The following is a 15,580-nucleotide window of genomic DNA, read 5'->3' on the forward strand; positions in this document are numbered from 1 at the left end:
AGCTCGGCTAACTGTTGGGATCGGGCAGCACCCGCAGGTGCCCGCGACGGCCGGTGCGTGGCGCGGCGGCGACCGGGACCGCTCGCTCGGCAGCACCGGACTCGACGTGCACACGTTCACCCCGACCCGCCTCACGCACGGCCTCGGCCAGCGCGGTCAGGTCGTCCTCGTCCGGACTGGTGGCGAATCCGCCCTCGTAGCGCACCATTTCCCAGCCCTTGGGCGCGGTGATCCGGGAGGCGTGTGGGTCACACAGGTCCCAGGAGTGCGGCTCCGCAATCGTGGCGAGCGGACCGACCACCGCGGTCGAGTCGGAGTAGACGTACGTCAGCGTCGCAACGGCGGGGTGCTTGCAACCCGGCCGGCAGCATCGACGTAGTGGTATCACGAGTGTGAGGGTAGCCCGCCCGTCCACCAACTCCTACTCGGACACACCGGGTGGCCGCCACTGTCGATGGGATCGTCCCGCGTCGAAGTCGGTAGGATTGACATCCATGCACAGAGCGCGGCACGGTCGACCACTGAGTTCTCGATCGGCGGCACGCCGGGGGCGCGGAATCCGCGGCCCGGTCCTGCCTGCGGGTGTCCCCGCGTGGCGCAGTCGAGCCGAAAGGTTCGACCTGCTGGTCCTCGAGGCCTTCGCACCGATCGACCGTCGTTGGCACGATCGCATCGCCAAGCTCGACATCGCCGTCGACGAAGTGCCCAAAATTCGTGCGCTCGATCCCAATTCGGTGACCTGGCCGCCGGAGGTGGTGGCCGAGGGGCCGGTTCCGCTGTCGCGCCTGGTCCCGGCGGGGGTCGATCGACACGGCGCGACCACCCGGGCACGACTGGTGCTCTTCCGTCGCCCACTGGAACTTCGGGCCAAACGCCAAGAAGACCTCGTTGATCTTCTCAACGAGGTCTTGGTGCGCCAGGTGGCGACCTACCTCGGTATCGATCCCGAGGTGGTCGACCCTGACCTCACCGGCGAACCGGACGACTGACAGCGAAAGCCGCAGTCACGGTTGGTAACTCCACCGAACAAATTTCGGACTAGACGACAACCCCACGCTTGAGGCGCCGGCGCTCGCGCTCGGACAGGCCGCCCCAGATGCCGAAGCGCTCGTCCTTGGCCAGCGCGTACTCGAGGCACTCCCCGCGCACCTCGCAGCCGAGGCAGATCCGCTTGGCCTCCCGGGTGGAGCCGCCCTTCTCAGGGAAGAACGCCTCCGGGTCGGTCTGCGCACACAGTGCACGCTCCTGCCACTGCTCCTCGATGGTTTCGAACATGTCATCGAAACCGGTTGTCACCAAACTCAATACCGGCCGGGCACCTTCGGTGACATCTCGCTCGTCACCGGCAGTCTCCGGCACATCACCCCCCGTGGCGATGCTCTGCGGTTCCCCTTCAATGGCGCTTTGGAGAGATCGTGATTCCGCGAACTGGATGGACATCAAGCCTCCTCACCTCTTGACTCGCTGATGTAAATTTGTATCTTGACTCGCTGATGTTGATTTGTAACAAGCCGGGACCCCCCGACTGATTTAACAGGCAATCAAATTCCCGCTCACCACAATGGATCTCGGTTGATGAGCAGGAAATGACTCACGTGTGATTAGACACGCCCAGCAACTCAGGGTCAAGCCGTCAGCTAATTTTCCCTTATCCTCGCCGACCGGCGAATCCTGTCGCGGACAGCCTCATCCGGACCTCGGCGTGCCGAGGTGTGCGCGCGACCGCGCAGCGGCACCACTCCCCAGCACCGACGCCGGCCGCATAGGCTCGTAGGCGTGAGAGTCACTGTATTGGTAGGCGGGGTCGGCGGGGCGCGTTTTCTGCAGGGAGTTCGTAGCCTGCTCGCGCAAACGGAGGACACGACCGAGAACGAGATCACCGCAATCGTCAACGTCGGCGACGACGTGTGGATGCACGGGCTGCGGATTTGCCCAGACCTGGACACCTGCATGTACACCCTCGGGGGTGGAATCGACCCGGAGCGCGGCTGGGGCCACGTCGGCGAAACCTGGCACGCCAAGGAGGAACTCGCCGCGTACGGCGCCAAACCGGACTGGTTCGGCCTGGGCGACCGGGACATCGCCACGCACCTGATCCGCTCCCAGATGCTGCGTGCGGACTACCCGCTCTCCGCGGTGACCGAGGCCCTGTGCAACCGCTGGCAGCCCGGCGTGACCCTGCTGCCCGTGACCGACGACCGCAGCGAAACGCACGTAGTGATTACCGATTCGGAATCTGGCGAACAGCGAGCAATTCACTTCCAAGAATGGTGGGTTCGATATCGGGCACAGGTACCGACACACAGTTTCGCGCACATCGGCGCGGACAAGGCGACGCCGGCACCCGGCGTACTCGAGGCCCTGAAGAACTCCGACGCAATCCTGCTGGCGCCGTCCAATCCGGTGGTCAGCATCGGCGCGATTCTCGCCGTTCCCGGGATCCGCGGCGCGCTGCGGACCGGGACCGCGAAGGTCATCGGCGTGTCCCCCGTGATCGACGGAAAACCGTTGCGCGGCATGGCCGACGAGTGCCTGGAGGTGATCGGCGTCGAGACCTCTGCCGAGGCGATCGGGCGTCACTACGGGGCCCGGTCGAGCACCGGAATCCTGGACGGCTGGCTGATCCACGAGACCGACACCGCGGAGGTGCCCGGTGTCGCGGTCGAGGCGGTCCCACTGCTGATGTCCGATCCGGAGACCACCGCGGAGATGGCGCGCGCGGCGCTGCGACTGGCCGGGGTGACGGTGTGACCGACCAGGACGTGAACGACCACGGCGCACGCGCGGCCGTCGAGATCCTGCCCGTCCTCGGGCTGCCCGAGTTCCGGCCCGGCGACGACCTGGCCCGCGCCCTCGCCGAGGCCGCGCCGTGGCTCGCCGACGGCGACGTGCTGGTGGTCACCAGCAAGATCGCATCGAAGGTGGAGGGCCGAATTGTGCCCTCCCCCACCGATCCTGACGAACGCGACGCGGCCCGGCGAGTCCTGGTCGACCAGGAGGCCGTACGCGTGGTGGCCCGCAAGGGCCGCACCCTGATCACCGAGAACAAGCTCGGTATCGTCCAGGCCGCGTCGGGCATCGACGGATCCAACGTGCACCCGACCGAACTCGCACTGCTGCCGGTCGACCCGGACGCGAGCGCCCGTCGGCTCCGGTCCAGGATCGCCGAACTGCTCGGTGTGACGGTTGCCGTGGTCATCACCGACACCATGGGCCGGGCCTGGCGAATGGGCCAGACCGACGCGGCGATCGGGGCCGCCGGGCTGCCGGTGCTGCACGGCTACGCCGGGTCGGTGGATGCCCAGGGCAACGAACTGTTCGTCACCTCGGTGGCGATCGCGGACGAGCTCGCGGCCGCGGGAGACCTGGTCAAGGGCAAGGTCGGCGGGGTGCCCGTCGCCGTCGTCCGCGGCATGACGCTGACCGACGACGGCTCGGGCGCCACCGACCTGGTGCGCCGCGGCGAGGAGGACCTGTTCTGGCTCGGCACCAACGAGGCCCTGGCCCAGGGCCGCGGCGAGGCACTGCTGATGCGCCGGTCGGTCCGCGAGTTCTCCGCCGATCCCGTTGACCCACAAGCGATCCGCGATGCCGTCACGGAGGCACTGACGGCGCCCGCGCCACACCACACCCGGCCGGTGCGGTTCGTGTGGCTGCGCACGCCGGAGGTCCGACTGCGGCTGCTCGAGACGCTCGCGAACCGCTGGCGCGAGGACCTCGCCGCCGACGGCCTGAGCCCGGACCGGATCGACCGACGAGTGGCCCGCGGCGACATCCTCTTCCGGGCGCCCGAGGTTGTCATCCCGTTCTGCGTGCCGGACGGTGCGCACGACTACCCGGACGAGCGGCGCACCCGGGCGGAGTCGACGATGTTCACCGTCGCCGTCGGCGCCGCCGTGCAGGGCCTGCTGGTGTCGCTGGCGACCAGGGACATCGGCAGCTGCTGGATCGGTTCGACGATCTTCGCGGCCGACGTCGTGCGGGCCGAGCTGGACCTGCCGGACGACTGGCAGCCGCTCGGCGCGATCGCCGTCGGGCATCCCACCGAGCCGCTGTCCCCACGCACCCCCCGCGCCGCGGGTGACGCCCTGATGGAGGTCTAGATGTCCGCACGATCTCTGCATGCATCCGCGGTGGCGGCGCTGGAGCTCTGGCGCGGCGATTCCGATGACGCGGAATCCTTGCGGCACACCATGCTTGCGTTCCTCGGCTCGGCACCCGACGGCTGCCTGCGCTCCCACGCAGCCGGGCACATCACCGCCTCGTCCCTGGTGTTGGACGAGAGCGGCACCCACGTACTGCTCACACTGCACCCGCGGGTGGGCCGGTGGATCCAGCTCGGTGGGCACTGCGAGCCCAGCGACGAGACCGTCGTCGGCGCGGCGCTGCGGGAGGCCCGGGAGGAGTCGGGCATCGAGGGACTGCGGATCGACCCGCGACTGCTCTCCGCGCACACGCACCCGATCACGTGCTCGCTGGGAGTGCCGACCCGCCACCTGGACCTGCGGTTCCTGGTGCGGGCGCCGGACGGTGCGCCGATCGCGATCAGCGACGAGTCGCAGGACCTGCGCTGGTTCCCGGTCGACGACCTGCCCGACGGGGCCGAGAAGACGACGATCGACCACCTGGTCCGGCTGGCAGCGACGCTCGGGGCGCCGTCCGCCGGCCCACCGGACTGACCGCCCCGGAACACGAAATGGCCGGTCCCGCTGGACAACCCAGCGGGACCGGCCCGTCTCGTCAGCTCTGCGGGTTGGTCAGGACGCGCCGTTGCGGCCGGCCGCGACGGCCTGCGTCACCAGCTGCTCCATCTCGGTGAGGGCCCGCGCGCAGTCGTTGCGGGTGTAGCCGAGCAGTTCGACGTCGGCCGCGGCCGGCTCGTACGCGAGGACGCCGCCGCGGCCCTGCACGATGTAGCTGTCCGGTAGCAACGGATGCTCCTCGTCGCGCTCCTCGATGACCCGGTCGCCGCCTGCGGCGTCGACGATCATCTGGAAGTACTCACGGAAGGTGAGGTTCTGGTCCCCGATCAGGTACGCCTTGCCGGACTCGGCGCGCTGCAGTGCGCCCCAGATCGCCTCGGCCAGCGAGCGGGCCGAAAGGTAGTTGGTGCCGCCGGTCGGGGCGAAGTCCGGGATCTGCGGCTCGTTGCCTGCCGCCCAGGAGAACATCTTGCGGTACCGCTTGGCGGACACGCCGCTGATCGCGCCGAGGATCGACGGCGGGTTCAGGGTCGAGACGGTGAAGTTCTCGTCGGCGAGGGCACGCGCGCCCTCGTCGGCCGCCTTCCGCGCCGCGACGTACGGCATGGTGTCGGCGTACTCGGGCCGCAGGTGGTGGTAGTAGCTGCCGACCTGCACGAAGCGGGACACGCCGGCCTCCTTCGCCAGGGCCGCGAACCGGGGCACCCCGCCGGACTGCGTCTTCTCCCAGAACTCGGCCTCGTCCACGCCCGGGGCCATGTGCCGGACGTCCTGGCCGGCCGCAAAGACGACTGCCTCGAACGGCGCCAGCTGCCCGGCCGTGAAGGTCTGCTCGGTGTAGTCGCCGAGCAGGACCGGCAGGCCCGCCACCGGCGAGTCGTCGGCGAGCGGGTGGCGCGCGGCGACGGTGACGTCGTTGCCCTGCTCACGCAGGTGGAGGGCGGCGTGGGCACCGATCATGCCGGTGCCGCCGACGATCAGGATCTTCATGGAAGGCCTCTTCTTGTAGGTGGTGCGGACTACCCACCCGAACATATGGCGCAGTCGGCCTCCACCGTCCCCCGCTTCTCGGAGAGCGGGAGCCCGATCCGACGCCGGTCCGACCGCGGCTAGCGGATCGGCGCCAACGCCGGCCGCCGGGCACTGACGCCGTCGCCGGAGGACTTGCCGGTCAGCCGCCGACCGAACCAGGGCAGCAGGAAGCCCTTCGTCCAGGCGAGGTCCTCGCGACGCTCCTCCCGACGGCTGATCTCGCGCGCCGGTCCCAGTCCGGGATCGGCCAGCGTGTGCGCGGCGCCGAGCGCGTCGAGCACCTCGACGGCCATCCGCTGGTGGCCGGCGCTGGACATGTGCAGCCGGTCCCAGTCCCACATTCGCAGGTCGTCGTAGCCCTCGAAGTTCCAGAAGTCGACCAGCACCGCACCGTGCTTGCGGGCGACCGCACGCACCAGCTCGTTGTAGATCGCGGTGCGGCCGCGCAGGGTGCGGAACACCGCCGACCAGCCGGCGTCGTAGGCCGTCCACACCGCGACCGTGGCGCCCGCCGCGGTGAGCGCGCCGATCGCCTCGTCGTACCGGGCGACCAGGGCGTCGATGTCGACCGACGGCCGCATCAGGTCGTTGCCGCCTGCGTAGACCGTCACCAGGTCCGGCGCCATCGCCAGTGCCGGCTCGAGCTGGTCGTCGATGATCTGCCCGAGCAGCTTGCCGCGCACCGCGAGGTTGGCGTACGCGAAGTCGTCGGTGACGCCGGACAGCTGCTCGGCCACCCGGTCGGCCCAGCCGTACAGGCCGTTCGGCCGGTCCGGCGCGGGATCACCGAGACCCTCCGTGAACGAGTCTCCGAGCGCGACGTAGCGATGAAAAACCGGTTCCGACGAAGTCACCCCGCCCATGGTGCCAGCCCGCGCACGGTCACACGACCGCAGGTGCGGCCGATGTGAGACCGCACTCAGACGTCGGTGGAGAAGCGGACCCCGCCGTCGGGCAGCGTCACCCCGGGCCACACCCGGGCGCCACGCAGCAACTCGCAGCGGGCCCCGACGTCCGCGCCGTCGCCGATCACCGCGTCGCGGACCAGGGCCCGCGGGCCGATCCGGGCACCGAAACCGACGATGGACCGCTCCACCGTCGCGCCGGCCTCGACGACGGCGCCGTCGAAGAGGATGGCGCCGTCGAGCCGCGCCCCGGCCCCGACCTCCGCGCCGCGGCCGACCACGGTCCCGCCGATCAACACGGCACCGGGTGCCACCCCGGCCCCGGGGTGCACCAGCGCCTCGCCGCGCGTTCCGGTCAGCGCCGGGGACGGCGCGATGCCGCGGACCAGGTCCGCGGAACCGCGGACGAAGTCCTCCGGGGTCCCCATGTCACGCCAGTACGCGGCGTCGACGTGGCCGAACACCCGCCGACCGTCCGCCAGCAGCCCGGGGAACACCTCGCGCTCCACCGACACCGGGCGACCCGCCGGGATCTTCTCGATGATCTCGCGCCGGAACACGTAGCAGCCGGCGTTGATCTGGTCGGTCGGCGGATCCTGCGTCTTCTCCAGGAAGTCGGTGACCCGGCCCTCGTCGTCGGTCGGCACGCAGCCGAACGCGCGCGGATCGCCGACCCGCACCAGGTGCATCGTCACGTCGGCCGCGGTGTCGGCATGCGTCTTCAGCACGGCCCGCAGGTCCGTCCCGCCGAGCACGTCGCCGTTGAAGACGACCACGTTGTCGGCCCGCAGCTTGGGGAGCACGTTGCGGATGCCGCCACCGGTGCCCAGCGGCTCCGTCTCGGTGACGTACTCGAGTTCGAGGCCCAGCTCGGACCCGTCCCCGAAGTGCTCCTCGAAGACCTCCGCCTTGAACGAGGTGCCCAGCACCACGTGGGTGATGCCCGCCGCCCGGATCCGGGCCAGCAGGTGGGTCAGGAACGGCAGTCCCGCCGTCGGCAGCATCGGCTTCGGCGCGGACAGGGTCAGCGGCCGCAGCCGGGTGCCCTTCCCGCCGACCAGCACGACGGCGTCCACCGCGTCGTTCCGCACGATTTCGTTGCCCACGTTGTCCCCCGAGTCAGTCGACATTGCCGGTAGTCCCCTCTTCATTGGCCCGCTTCCGTACCGCCGACGCGACGGCGATCCTCGATCGCACCGCGAGGCCGCCGCGCAGCGCCCACCGCAGCGGCGCCTGCCACCAGTGCGGGTGCCGATCCGCCTGGAATCGGTAGGCACTCTGGTGATGTGCCGGCAGCATCAGTTCCGGGTGCCTGCCGGCGGCGTGTCCCTTGGCATGGGTGACCTCGGCGGACGGCACGAACACGTTGTGCCAGCCGGCCCGGCCGAGTCGGTCACCCAGGTCCACGTCCTCCATGTACATGAAGTAGCGGGAGTCGAAGCCGTTGACCGCGTCGAACGCGTCACGGCGCATCAGCAGGCACGAGCCCGACAGCCAGCCCACCGAACGCTCGGAGACCTGTTCGTTCTCCTGGCGGTAGCGCTGCGTCCACGGGTTCGACGGCCACACCGAGCCGAGCACCGCGTGCCCGGCGCCGGACACCAGGCCCGGCACCTCGCGCGCGGACGGGTAGACGCTGCCGTCCGGCTCGAGCACCAGCGGTCCGAGCGCGCCCGCGCGCGGCCAGCGCTGCGCGGCCTCGAGGAGGGCGTCGATGGAGCCGGCTCCCCATCGGATGTCGGGATTCGCGACGACGACGAACTCGCAGGCGGGGTCCAGTTCGGCGACCGCACGGTTGATGGCGCCGCCGTACCCGATGTTCTCCCCGGTGTGCACGAGCCGGACGTTGTCGTTCGACGCGACGGCGGCCTCGGGCGCACCGTCCGTCGAACCGTTGTCGACCATCACGACCTGCGTCGACAGTCGGGTTGCGTCGGCCAGGCTGTCCAGGAACTCCTGGAGATGCCTACCCGGCGAATAGGTCACCGTCACCACGGCCAGCTGCGAACTCACGCGGGCAACCCTAGTCGCAGGCGGCGGGTACCTCCGCCAGGGCCGCCCCGAGCGCCTCGCGCCACGGCCGCAGCGGCGTCAGCCCGGCCGCGGACCAGGCCGCGGGCGAGAGCACCGAGTAGGCGGGCCGCGGGGCCGGGCGGGGGAAGTCGGCGGTGCCGCAGGGGCGGACCCGGGCCGGGTCCGCGCCGACCGCACCGAAGACCGCGCGGGCCAGGTCGAACCAGCTGGCCTCGCCGGCGTTGGTGGCGTGCAGGACGCCTCCGGGAACGTCGCGGCCTGCCAGCTCGAGCAGCCCCGCCGCCAGGTCACCGGCGAAGGTCGGCGAGCCGACCTGATCGCTGACCACGTCGACGAACTCGCGCTCGCGCTGCAGGCGCAGCATGGTGGCGACGAAGTCGGATCCGACGCCGGTGTAGACCCAGGCCGTGCGCACCACCACCGCGGTCGGGTCCGCGGCCAGCACCGCCCGCTCCCCCGCCAGCTTCGTGCGCCCGTAGGCCGTCCGCGGCCCGGTCGGCGCGTCCGGCTCGTACGGGACGGTCGCGTCCCCGCCGAAGACGTAGTCGGTGGAGACGTGGACCAGTCGTGCACCTGCCCGGGCCGTCGCCTCGGCCAGGGTCCGCGCACCGTCGACGTTCACCCTGGTCGCGGCCGACTCGTCGGTCTCCGCCGCGTCGACCGCGGTGTAGGCGGCGCAGTTGAGCAGCACCGTGCCGGGCCGCACCACCGCCTCGACGGCGGCGCGGTCGGTGATGTCCAGCTCACCGGAGCCGAACCCGACAATGTCGCAGCCGAGCGCTTCGCCACGACGGAGCAGCGCAGTGCCGAGCTGGCCACCGGCCCCGGTCACAAGGATCTTCGTCACAGTAGGAAAGTCTGGCACGCCGGTCCGAGGTGACGGGGATGGGCCGGTTTCGTCAGTAGCCTGGGACTGCCCGGCGGACCCGTCGCGGGCAGCACGCGGGACACAGTCGTAGAGATACGGGTCGTGAAGATACGGAGGGGCCTCGTGCCGGACAGCAGGGCCTCGGACAGCGGCGCCTCGGAACGCAGGACCGCGGATCGCCGCACGTCGGACGGCAGGTCTCCGAGCAGCGCGCCACCGCGCGGCGGTCGACTGACCGACCGGCCGGCTCAGTTGGCCGTGGCCGTGCTCTCCGTGCTCGCGCTGGTGGTCACCGGGTTCGCCTGGCGCAGCGTCGACGCGCTCGAGGCGAATCTCGCCACCGCCCGGCTCGGGCTCGGCGGCGCCAAGGACGGCGCCCTGGACATCCTGATGGTCGGCACCGACAGCCGCACCGATGCGCACGGCAACCCGCTCTCGCAGGGCGAACTCGCCTCGCTGCGGGCGGGCAGCGCCGAAGCCGACAACACCGACACCATCGTGCTGATCCGGGTACCCGTCGACGGGAGCTCCGCGACCGCGCTGTCCATTCCGCGCGACTCCTACGTGGACGTGCCGGGCATCGGCAATTCCAAGGTCAACGCCGCGTTCGGCGCGACCAAGGCCATCGAACTCGACCGCCTGAAGGCGGAGGGCGAATCCGACGCCGAGGCCGAGGCGCAGGCCACCCAGTCCGGCCGCGAGGCCCTGATCGAGTCGGTCGCGAACCTGACCGGGGTGACCGTGGACCACTACGCCGAGGTGGGGCTGCTGGGGTTCGTGCTGCTCACCGACGCCGTCGGCGGCGTCGACGTCTGCCTGAACAACCCGGTGGACGAGGCAATGTCCGGGGCGAAGTTCGCGGCAGGCGAGCAGACCCTCAGCGGCGCCGATGCGCTCTCCTTCGTCCGGCAGCGGCACGACCTGCCCCGCGGCGACCTCGACCGGATCGTCCGCCAACAGGTGTTCATGGCGTCCCTGGTGCACCAGGTGCTGTCCGCGAAGACCCTGAGCAACCCCGGCAAGCTCGGCCAGCTCAGCGCCGCCGTGCAGCGATCTGTGGTGATCGACGACGACTGGGACATCCTCGGTTTCGCCCGGCAACTCCAGGGACTCGCGGGCGGCGACGTGAAGTTCGAGACCATCCCCGTCGTCGACATCAACGCGATGACCGACTACGGCGAGTCCATCGTGCAGGTCGACCCCCAGGCGGTCCGGAAGTACGCGGCCTCGTTGGCAGGCAAGTCCGACGACTCGGACACCGAGTCGACGCCGGCGGTGGACCCGTCGAGCGTCACCGTGGATGTCTCGAACGACAGCGGCATCGGGGGCATGGCGTCGCGGGTCGCGGAGGCACTGACCGCCAAGGGCTTCCGGGAGGGCAACGTCGGCAACAACACCGGCACGTCGGTCAGCACCAGCCGGGTGCTGGCGGCCGACTCCGACTCGGCAGGCGCGAAGGCCGTGGCGGCCGCGCTGGGTGACCTGCAGGTGGTCGGCGACTCGTCGCTGCCTGCGGATACGATGCGCGTCGTGCTCGCAACCGACTACGCGGGTCCGGGCTCGGCCTCGGCCTCGACGTCCGCGACCGCCTCCTCCGGGCGGACCTCCGACGTTGTCGACCGGGGCACCAGCACCCCCGTCCCACCCGGGCCGGCCGTCGATGCCGGCCGCAAGGGTCCACAGTGCGTGAACTGACCAGCGCGTGAACCTACAGAGAGCTACCGACGTGAGCGAAACCAATCTGACTGCCGCCCTGCTGGATCCGATCCTGCGGACGGACCCGGCCGGTCCGCGCGTCACCTACTACGACGACGCGAGCGGCGAGCGGGTCGAGCTGTCGGCGCTGACCCTCGCGAACTGGGCGGCCAAGACCGCGAACCTGATCCGCGACGAGTTCGGCCTGCTGCCCGGGGCCCGGGTCAGCGTGCTGCTGCCCGCGCACTGGCAGAGCGTGGCCGTGCTGCTCGGCTGCTGGTGGGTGGGTGTCGAGGTCGTCCTCGCCCCCGCCGACGACGCGGAACTGGCCCTGGTGACCGCCGACCGCCTCGACGAGGTCGCCGACCTGCCGGAGGTCGCCGTGCTGTCCCTCGACGCGTTCGGCCGGCCCGCCGAGAACCTGCCGATCGGCGTGACCGACTACGCGACGTCCGTCCGCGTGCACGGAGACCAGTTCCGGCCCGACGCCACGTCCGCCGACACTCCGGCCCTGGACGGACTGACCGTCGCCCAGGTGTTGGCGGCCGCCCGGCACTCCGCGGCCGCGCGGGAACTGACCGCCGCCGACCGGGTGCTCTCGACCTCCCGCTGGTCGACGACCGGCGAGCTCACCGACGACCTGTTGGCCGTGCTGGCCGCAGGCGCCTCGCTGGTGCAGGTCGCCAACGAGGATGCCGCACGGGCCGAGCGTCGCGCCGCGACCGAGAAGGTGACCCGGGTGGGCTAGCTCAGCCCGCCGAGACTGCCCAGCCCGCCGAGGGGGCTGCCCCCGCCGCCGCCGGGTCCGCCGGGGCCGCCCATCCCGCCTGTCAGCAGGTCGCCGATCAACCCGATCATGGCCAGTAGTACGTCGTCACTGATCGATCCCATGGTGCCCTCAACTCCTTGCGTTACCGGAAACGGTCACACCGCACCGCCATGACGGTGCGGTGTCCTCCGCGCCGCGCCCCGATCGCCGCACTGCTCCCATTGAACGCCTCACCCGGGGTCCTTGGCCAGGGCTGTCCGGCATCTGGCACTGGGTGCACGACGCGCCACGCCGAGACCCGGCGCGGCTCGTCGCGGTGGTTCAGGCCGCCAGGGCCTGCACCGGCGACACCCGTGCCGCGGACCGGGCAGGCAGCACCGCCGCGGCCACCCCCGCGACCCCGCCGACCAGGACGATCACCACCAGTGTCAGCCAGACCGAGGACGGCAGCAGGACGTCCTCGACACCGAACACCGAGGCCGTGCCCGCCAGACCCAGCACCAGACCCAGCAGGACCCCGAGCGCCGAGGCGACCACCGCCACCAGCACGGCCTCGTACACCAGCAGCGTCCGCAGGCCGGCCCGGCTGACCCCGACCGCCCGCAACAGCCCGGACTCGCGCCGACGTTCGAGCACCGAGAGCGCCATCGTGTTGCCGACGCCGATCAGCGCGATCACGATCGCCACCGACAGCAGTCCCACGACGATGAGCAGCAGCGTGTCGAGCACCGAGGTGAGTGCGGCGCGCATGGCCACCGCGCCGCCGACCTCCGCGGTCGGGTCGAGTTGCCCTGCCGCGTCGGCGATCTCGGACTGCGCCGCGTTGACCTGCTCGTCGGTCAGGCCGTCGGCGAGCCGGATCCACAGCGACTCGGTGACCGCCGCCGGGGTCATGGCGAGCACCTCCGACCGGCCGACCAGTGCCGGCTGTCCGTCCGGTCCGGCGATCACCGTCAACGTCCGGGTGACCCCGTCGTGGTCGAGGACGAGCGACTGCCCCACCGCGGTGCCGAGGGCGTCGATCTGCTCCGGCGAGAGCGAGACCTGCCCGGGCTGCGGCAGCGCGAGCGGAATCCGCAGCGCCGCGCGGGTGGCGTCCGGGTCCACGCCGGACAGCGTCACCCGTCGGCCGTCCGGGTCCGTCGCCTCGGCCCGCAGCAACGGCGCCACGGCCGTCACCCGCTCGAGGGTGCCGACCCGGCGCTCGAGGTCGGCGGGAATGCCCTGCGGCGCGGCGCTGACGACGGTCACGTCGACGGGAAACTGCTCGTCGAGTGCCTTCGGCGCACTGGCCCCGACCGCCGCGATGCCGACGACCATGGTCGCGGTGACGGTCACGCCGACCAGCAGCGCGGTCGCGGTTGCGGTGGTGCGGCGCGGGTTGCGCAGCGCGTTCCCCACCGCCAGCTCGCCCAGCGGTCCGGCCAACCGGGCCGGGGCCCGCCCGAGCGCGGCCACCGCCGCGGGAACGATGCTGCGGCCCAACAGGACCACGCCGAGGAAGAGGAGGATCCCACCGCCGCACGCGACGGAAACCTGTTCGGTGTGGACGCCCGCGGCCAGGACGCCTGCGCCCCCGAGCAACCCGGCGACGCCGCCGACGGTGCGCGCCGACGAGGACGAGGCCGGTTCGGGTCTCGCCTCGACGGGGGCCAGCGCGGCGAGCGGGGCCACCCGCGTCGCCGCCCGCGCGGGCGCCATGGCCGCCAGGTAGGTCACCACCAGCCCGACCGCCAGGCCGGCACCCACCGCGGTCGGCGAGACGCCGAGGGTGTCGAGCGGGACCGGGACGTCCATGGCCCCGGCCACCCGGGTGACGGCCCAGGCCAGCCCGATCCCGGCCACCACCCCGGCGACGGAGGCCACCAGCCCGACGGCCAGCGCCTCGATCCGCACACCCCGCCGCACCTGGGCGCCGGTCGCCCCGATGCAGCGCAGCAGCGCCATCTCCCGGGTCCGCGCGGCCACCAGCACCGCGAATGTGTTGGCGATGACCAGTCCCGACACCACCACCGCGATCGCGGCAAACGCCAACAGCACGTTGCGGATCACATCGGCGCCGCCGAGGTACTCGGCCGAGGCCGCATCCGCCTGCTCGGCGCCGGTCCGCACGACGGCGTCCGGTCCGAGGGCGCCGACCACGGCCGCCGCCAGTGCCGACGGATCTCCGTCGGCGGCGGCCACCCGGATCTCGTGGTGTGCCCCGCCCGCGGCCCAGGTCGCGAGCTGGTCCGCGGTGACGAACAGCGAGACCCCACCCATCCGCCGGGCGCTCCCGGACAGGTCGACCTCCCCCACCACGATCGCCGCTCCCGAGACCTCTCGGGTGTCGGCCGCCAGCGCGGTCACCGCAACGCGGCTGCCGAGCGGGAGCCCGGAGCCGGAGCCGACGGCCACCTCACCGGGCGCTTCGGGGAAACGCCCGCCCGACAGGCGCTGCCAGCGCAGGCCCTCGTCGACCGCCAGCGAGGTGGCGGTCCCGAACAGTTTCCCGGGTGCCGCCGCGGACACCCGCACCGCGGCCTCGGCGTCGACGGTCACCGCCCGCACCCCGGCGACCGCGCCGACGGCAAGGGCGGTGCGACCGGCCTGCTCGGCGTCGCCGGCGTCGGCCACCACCACGTCGGTGTTCCGGTACTGCCCGGCAAGGGAATTCGTGATGCCGGCCTGCGTGGTGGCACCGAGCACCAGCGTCGCCACGACGAACGCGACGGCGATCAGGACGGCGAGGACGGAGGCGAGGTAGCGGCCGGCGTGGGCGCGGGCCTGCGCGAGGGTGAGGCTCAGCATGTGCGCGCCCCGAGCTCACGCATCGTCTCGATCACCGAATCCGGCGTGGGGCTGTCGATCTCGCCGGCGAGATGGCCGTCGGCGAGCAGCACCACCCGGTCCGCATAGGATGCGGCGACCGGGTCGTGGGTGACCATCACGACGGTCTGACCGACCTCGCGCACACTCGACCGGAGCAGGCCGAGCACCTCGGCGCCCGCATGGGAGTCGAGGTTGCCGGTGGGTTCGTCGGCGAAGATCACGTCCGGCCGGGGCAGCAGGGCCCGCGCAACCGCGACGCGCTGCTGCTGGCCGCCGGACAGCTCGTGCGGCAGGTGCCCGAGCCGGTGCCGAAGGCCGAGCCGGGTGACCACCTGCGTCATCCAGTCGGGGTCGGGGCGCATCCCGGCCAGCCGCATCGGCAGCAGCATGTTCTCCTCCGCGGTGATCACGGGCAGCAGGTTGAACGCCTGGAACACGAATCCGATGCGGTCCCGCCGCAATTCGGTCAGCGCGCGGTCGCCGAGGCCGGTCAGGTCGGTCTCCCCCAGGTAGACCCGGCCGCCGGAGGCGTCGTCGAGGCCCGCGAGGCAGTGCATGAGGGTGGACTTGCCCGAGCCGGACGGTCCCATGATCGCGGTGAACGCCCCGCGGCGGAATTCCACGTCGACCGCGTCCAGCGCCCGAACCGTGGCCTCACCCTCCCCGTACAGTTTCGTCAGTGCGACCGCGCGAGCCGCCGGAATGTCCAGTGTCGTCATGAAATCGACGCTACGAGCGCGGACCGGTCGGGCGCGTCGGCGTG

At 71.7% G+C, this 15,580-nt stretch carries 16 protein-coding genes; 6 read left to right on the top strand and 10 right to left on the bottom strand.

Annotated elements, in window-relative coordinates:
- Window positions 1-7: 7 nt before the first annotated feature.
- Entirely contained in the window at window positions 8-388 is a 381-nt protein-coding gene (locus ACFO6S_RS02295) for a DUF3499 domain-containing protein (RefSeq protein ID WP_378413714.1), read from the bottom strand.
- A gap of 106 nt (window positions 389-494) precedes the next feature.
- Here ACFO6S_RS02295 and ACFO6S_RS02300 point away from each other — a divergent pair, with 106 nt between their 5' ends.
- Window positions 495-989: a metallopeptidase family protein gene (locus tag ACFO6S_RS02300; RefSeq protein WP_378414067.1), complete on the top strand. Its 495-nt coding sequence runs from the start codon at window positions 495-497 to the stop codon at window positions 987-989.
- 49 nt (window positions 990-1,038) lie between these two features.
- On the opposite strand, the gene ACFO6S_RS02305 is transcribed toward ACFO6S_RS02300, so the two are convergent.
- Window positions 1,039-1,275 carry a WhiB family transcriptional regulator gene (locus ACFO6S_RS02305; protein ID WP_378414069.1) on the bottom strand — a complete coding sequence of 79 codons (237 nt, stop codon included), beginning with the start codon at window positions 1,273-1,275 and terminating at the stop codon, window positions 1,039-1,041.
- A gap of 501 nt (window positions 1,276-1,776) precedes the next feature.
- On the opposite strand from ACFO6S_RS02305, the gene cofD reads away from it, so the two are divergent.
- From cofD to ACFO6S_RS02320, 3 genes are read left to right on the top strand one after another with little or no spacing between them, the layout of a single operon-like run.
- On the top strand, window positions 1,777-2,751 hold the full coding sequence (gene cofD / locus ACFO6S_RS02310) for a 2-phospho-L-lactate transferase (RefSeq protein ID WP_378413716.1): 975 nt from the start codon (window positions 1,777-1,779) through the stop codon (window positions 2,749-2,751).
- Window positions 2,748-4,103: a coenzyme F420-0:L-glutamate ligase gene (locus tag ACFO6S_RS02315; protein ID WP_378413718.1), complete on the top strand. Its 1,356-nt coding sequence runs from the start codon at window positions 2,748-2,750 to the stop codon at window positions 4,101-4,103. The genes cofD and ACFO6S_RS02315 overlap by 4 nt, the downstream gene beginning before the upstream one ends.
- Window positions 4,104-4,679: an NUDIX hydrolase gene (locus tag ACFO6S_RS02320; protein WP_378413720.1), complete on the top strand. Its 576-nt coding sequence runs from the start codon at window positions 4,104-4,106 to the stop codon at window positions 4,677-4,679.
- 78 nt (window positions 4,680-4,757) lie between these two features.
- Here the strand turns inward: ACFO6S_RS02320 and ACFO6S_RS02325 are convergent, their stop codons facing one another.
- From ACFO6S_RS02325 to rfbD, 5 genes are all read right to left on the bottom strand, one after another.
- Entirely contained in the window at window positions 4,758-5,693 is a 936-nt protein-coding gene (locus ACFO6S_RS02325) for an NAD-dependent epimerase/dehydratase family protein (protein WP_378413722.1), read from the bottom strand.
- Between the two features lie 119 nt (window positions 5,694-5,812).
- Window positions 5,813-6,589, bottom strand: a complete 777-nt coding sequence (locus ACFO6S_RS02330) for an SGNH/GDSL hydrolase family protein (RefSeq protein ID WP_378413724.1) — start codon at window positions 6,587-6,589, stop codon at window positions 5,813-5,815.
- A 65-nt stretch (window positions 6,590-6,654) separates the two neighbouring features.
- Window positions 6,655-7,770, bottom strand: coding sequence for a mannose-1-phosphate guanylyltransferase (gene manB / locus ACFO6S_RS02335; protein ID WP_378413726.1), 1,116 nt, complete (start codon window positions 7,768-7,770; stop codon window positions 6,655-6,657).
- A complete protein-coding gene (locus ACFO6S_RS02340; protein ID WP_378413728.1) occupies window positions 7,760-8,653 on the bottom strand; it encodes a glycosyltransferase family 2 protein in 894 nt (297 codons plus the stop codon). Before ACFO6S_RS02340 ends, manB begins: the two co-directional genes overlap by 11 nt.
- Before the next feature lie 10 nt (window positions 8,654-8,663).
- Window positions 8,664-9,521: a dTDP-4-dehydrorhamnose reductase gene (rfbD, locus tag ACFO6S_RS02345; protein ID WP_378413729.1), complete on the bottom strand. Its 858-nt coding sequence runs from the start codon at window positions 9,519-9,521 to the stop codon at window positions 8,664-8,666.
- A 252-nt stretch (window positions 9,522-9,773) separates the two neighbouring features.
- Here rfbD and ACFO6S_RS02350 point away from each other — a divergent pair, with 252 nt between their 5' ends.
- Together ACFO6S_RS02350 and ACFO6S_RS02355 are read left to right on the top strand one after the other, a co-directional pair.
- Window positions 9,774-11,237, top strand: coding sequence for an LCP family protein (locus tag ACFO6S_RS02350; protein WP_465269187.1), 1,464 nt, complete (start codon window positions 9,774-9,776; stop codon window positions 11,235-11,237).
- Between the two features lie 31 nt (window positions 11,238-11,268).
- Window positions 11,269-11,985, top strand: coding sequence for a TIGR03089 family protein (locus ACFO6S_RS02355; protein ID WP_378413730.1), 717 nt, complete (start codon window positions 11,269-11,271; stop codon window positions 11,983-11,985).
- On the opposite strand, the gene ACFO6S_RS02360 is transcribed toward ACFO6S_RS02355, so the two are convergent.
- From ACFO6S_RS02360 to ACFO6S_RS02370, 3 genes are all read right to left on the bottom strand, one after another.
- Window positions 11,982-12,128, bottom strand: coding sequence for a hypothetical protein (locus ACFO6S_RS02360; protein ID WP_378413732.1), 147 nt, complete (start codon window positions 12,126-12,128; stop codon window positions 11,982-11,984). The two genes, ACFO6S_RS02355 and ACFO6S_RS02360, sit on opposite strands and share 4 nt — an antisense overlap.
- A gap of 199 nt (window positions 12,129-12,327) precedes the next feature.
- Window positions 12,328-14,796 carry an FtsX-like permease family protein gene (locus ACFO6S_RS02365; RefSeq protein WP_378413734.1) on the bottom strand — a complete coding sequence of 823 codons (2,469 nt, stop codon included), beginning with the start codon at window positions 14,794-14,796 and terminating at the stop codon, window positions 12,328-12,330.
- Window positions 14,790-15,536: an ABC transporter ATP-binding protein gene (locus ACFO6S_RS02370; RefSeq protein WP_378413737.1), complete on the bottom strand. Its 747-nt coding sequence runs from the start codon at window positions 15,534-15,536 to the stop codon at window positions 14,790-14,792. Before ACFO6S_RS02370 ends, ACFO6S_RS02365 begins: the two co-directional genes overlap by 7 nt.
- Between the last annotated feature and the right edge of the window lie 44 nt (window positions 15,537-15,580).

Origin of the sequence: Rhodococcus kronopolitis (genome assembly GCF_042654025.1) — a bacterium.
Classification (GTDB): Bacteria; Actinomycetota; Actinomycetes; order Mycobacteriales; family Mycobacteriaceae; genus Rhodococcus_G; species Rhodococcus_G kronopolitis.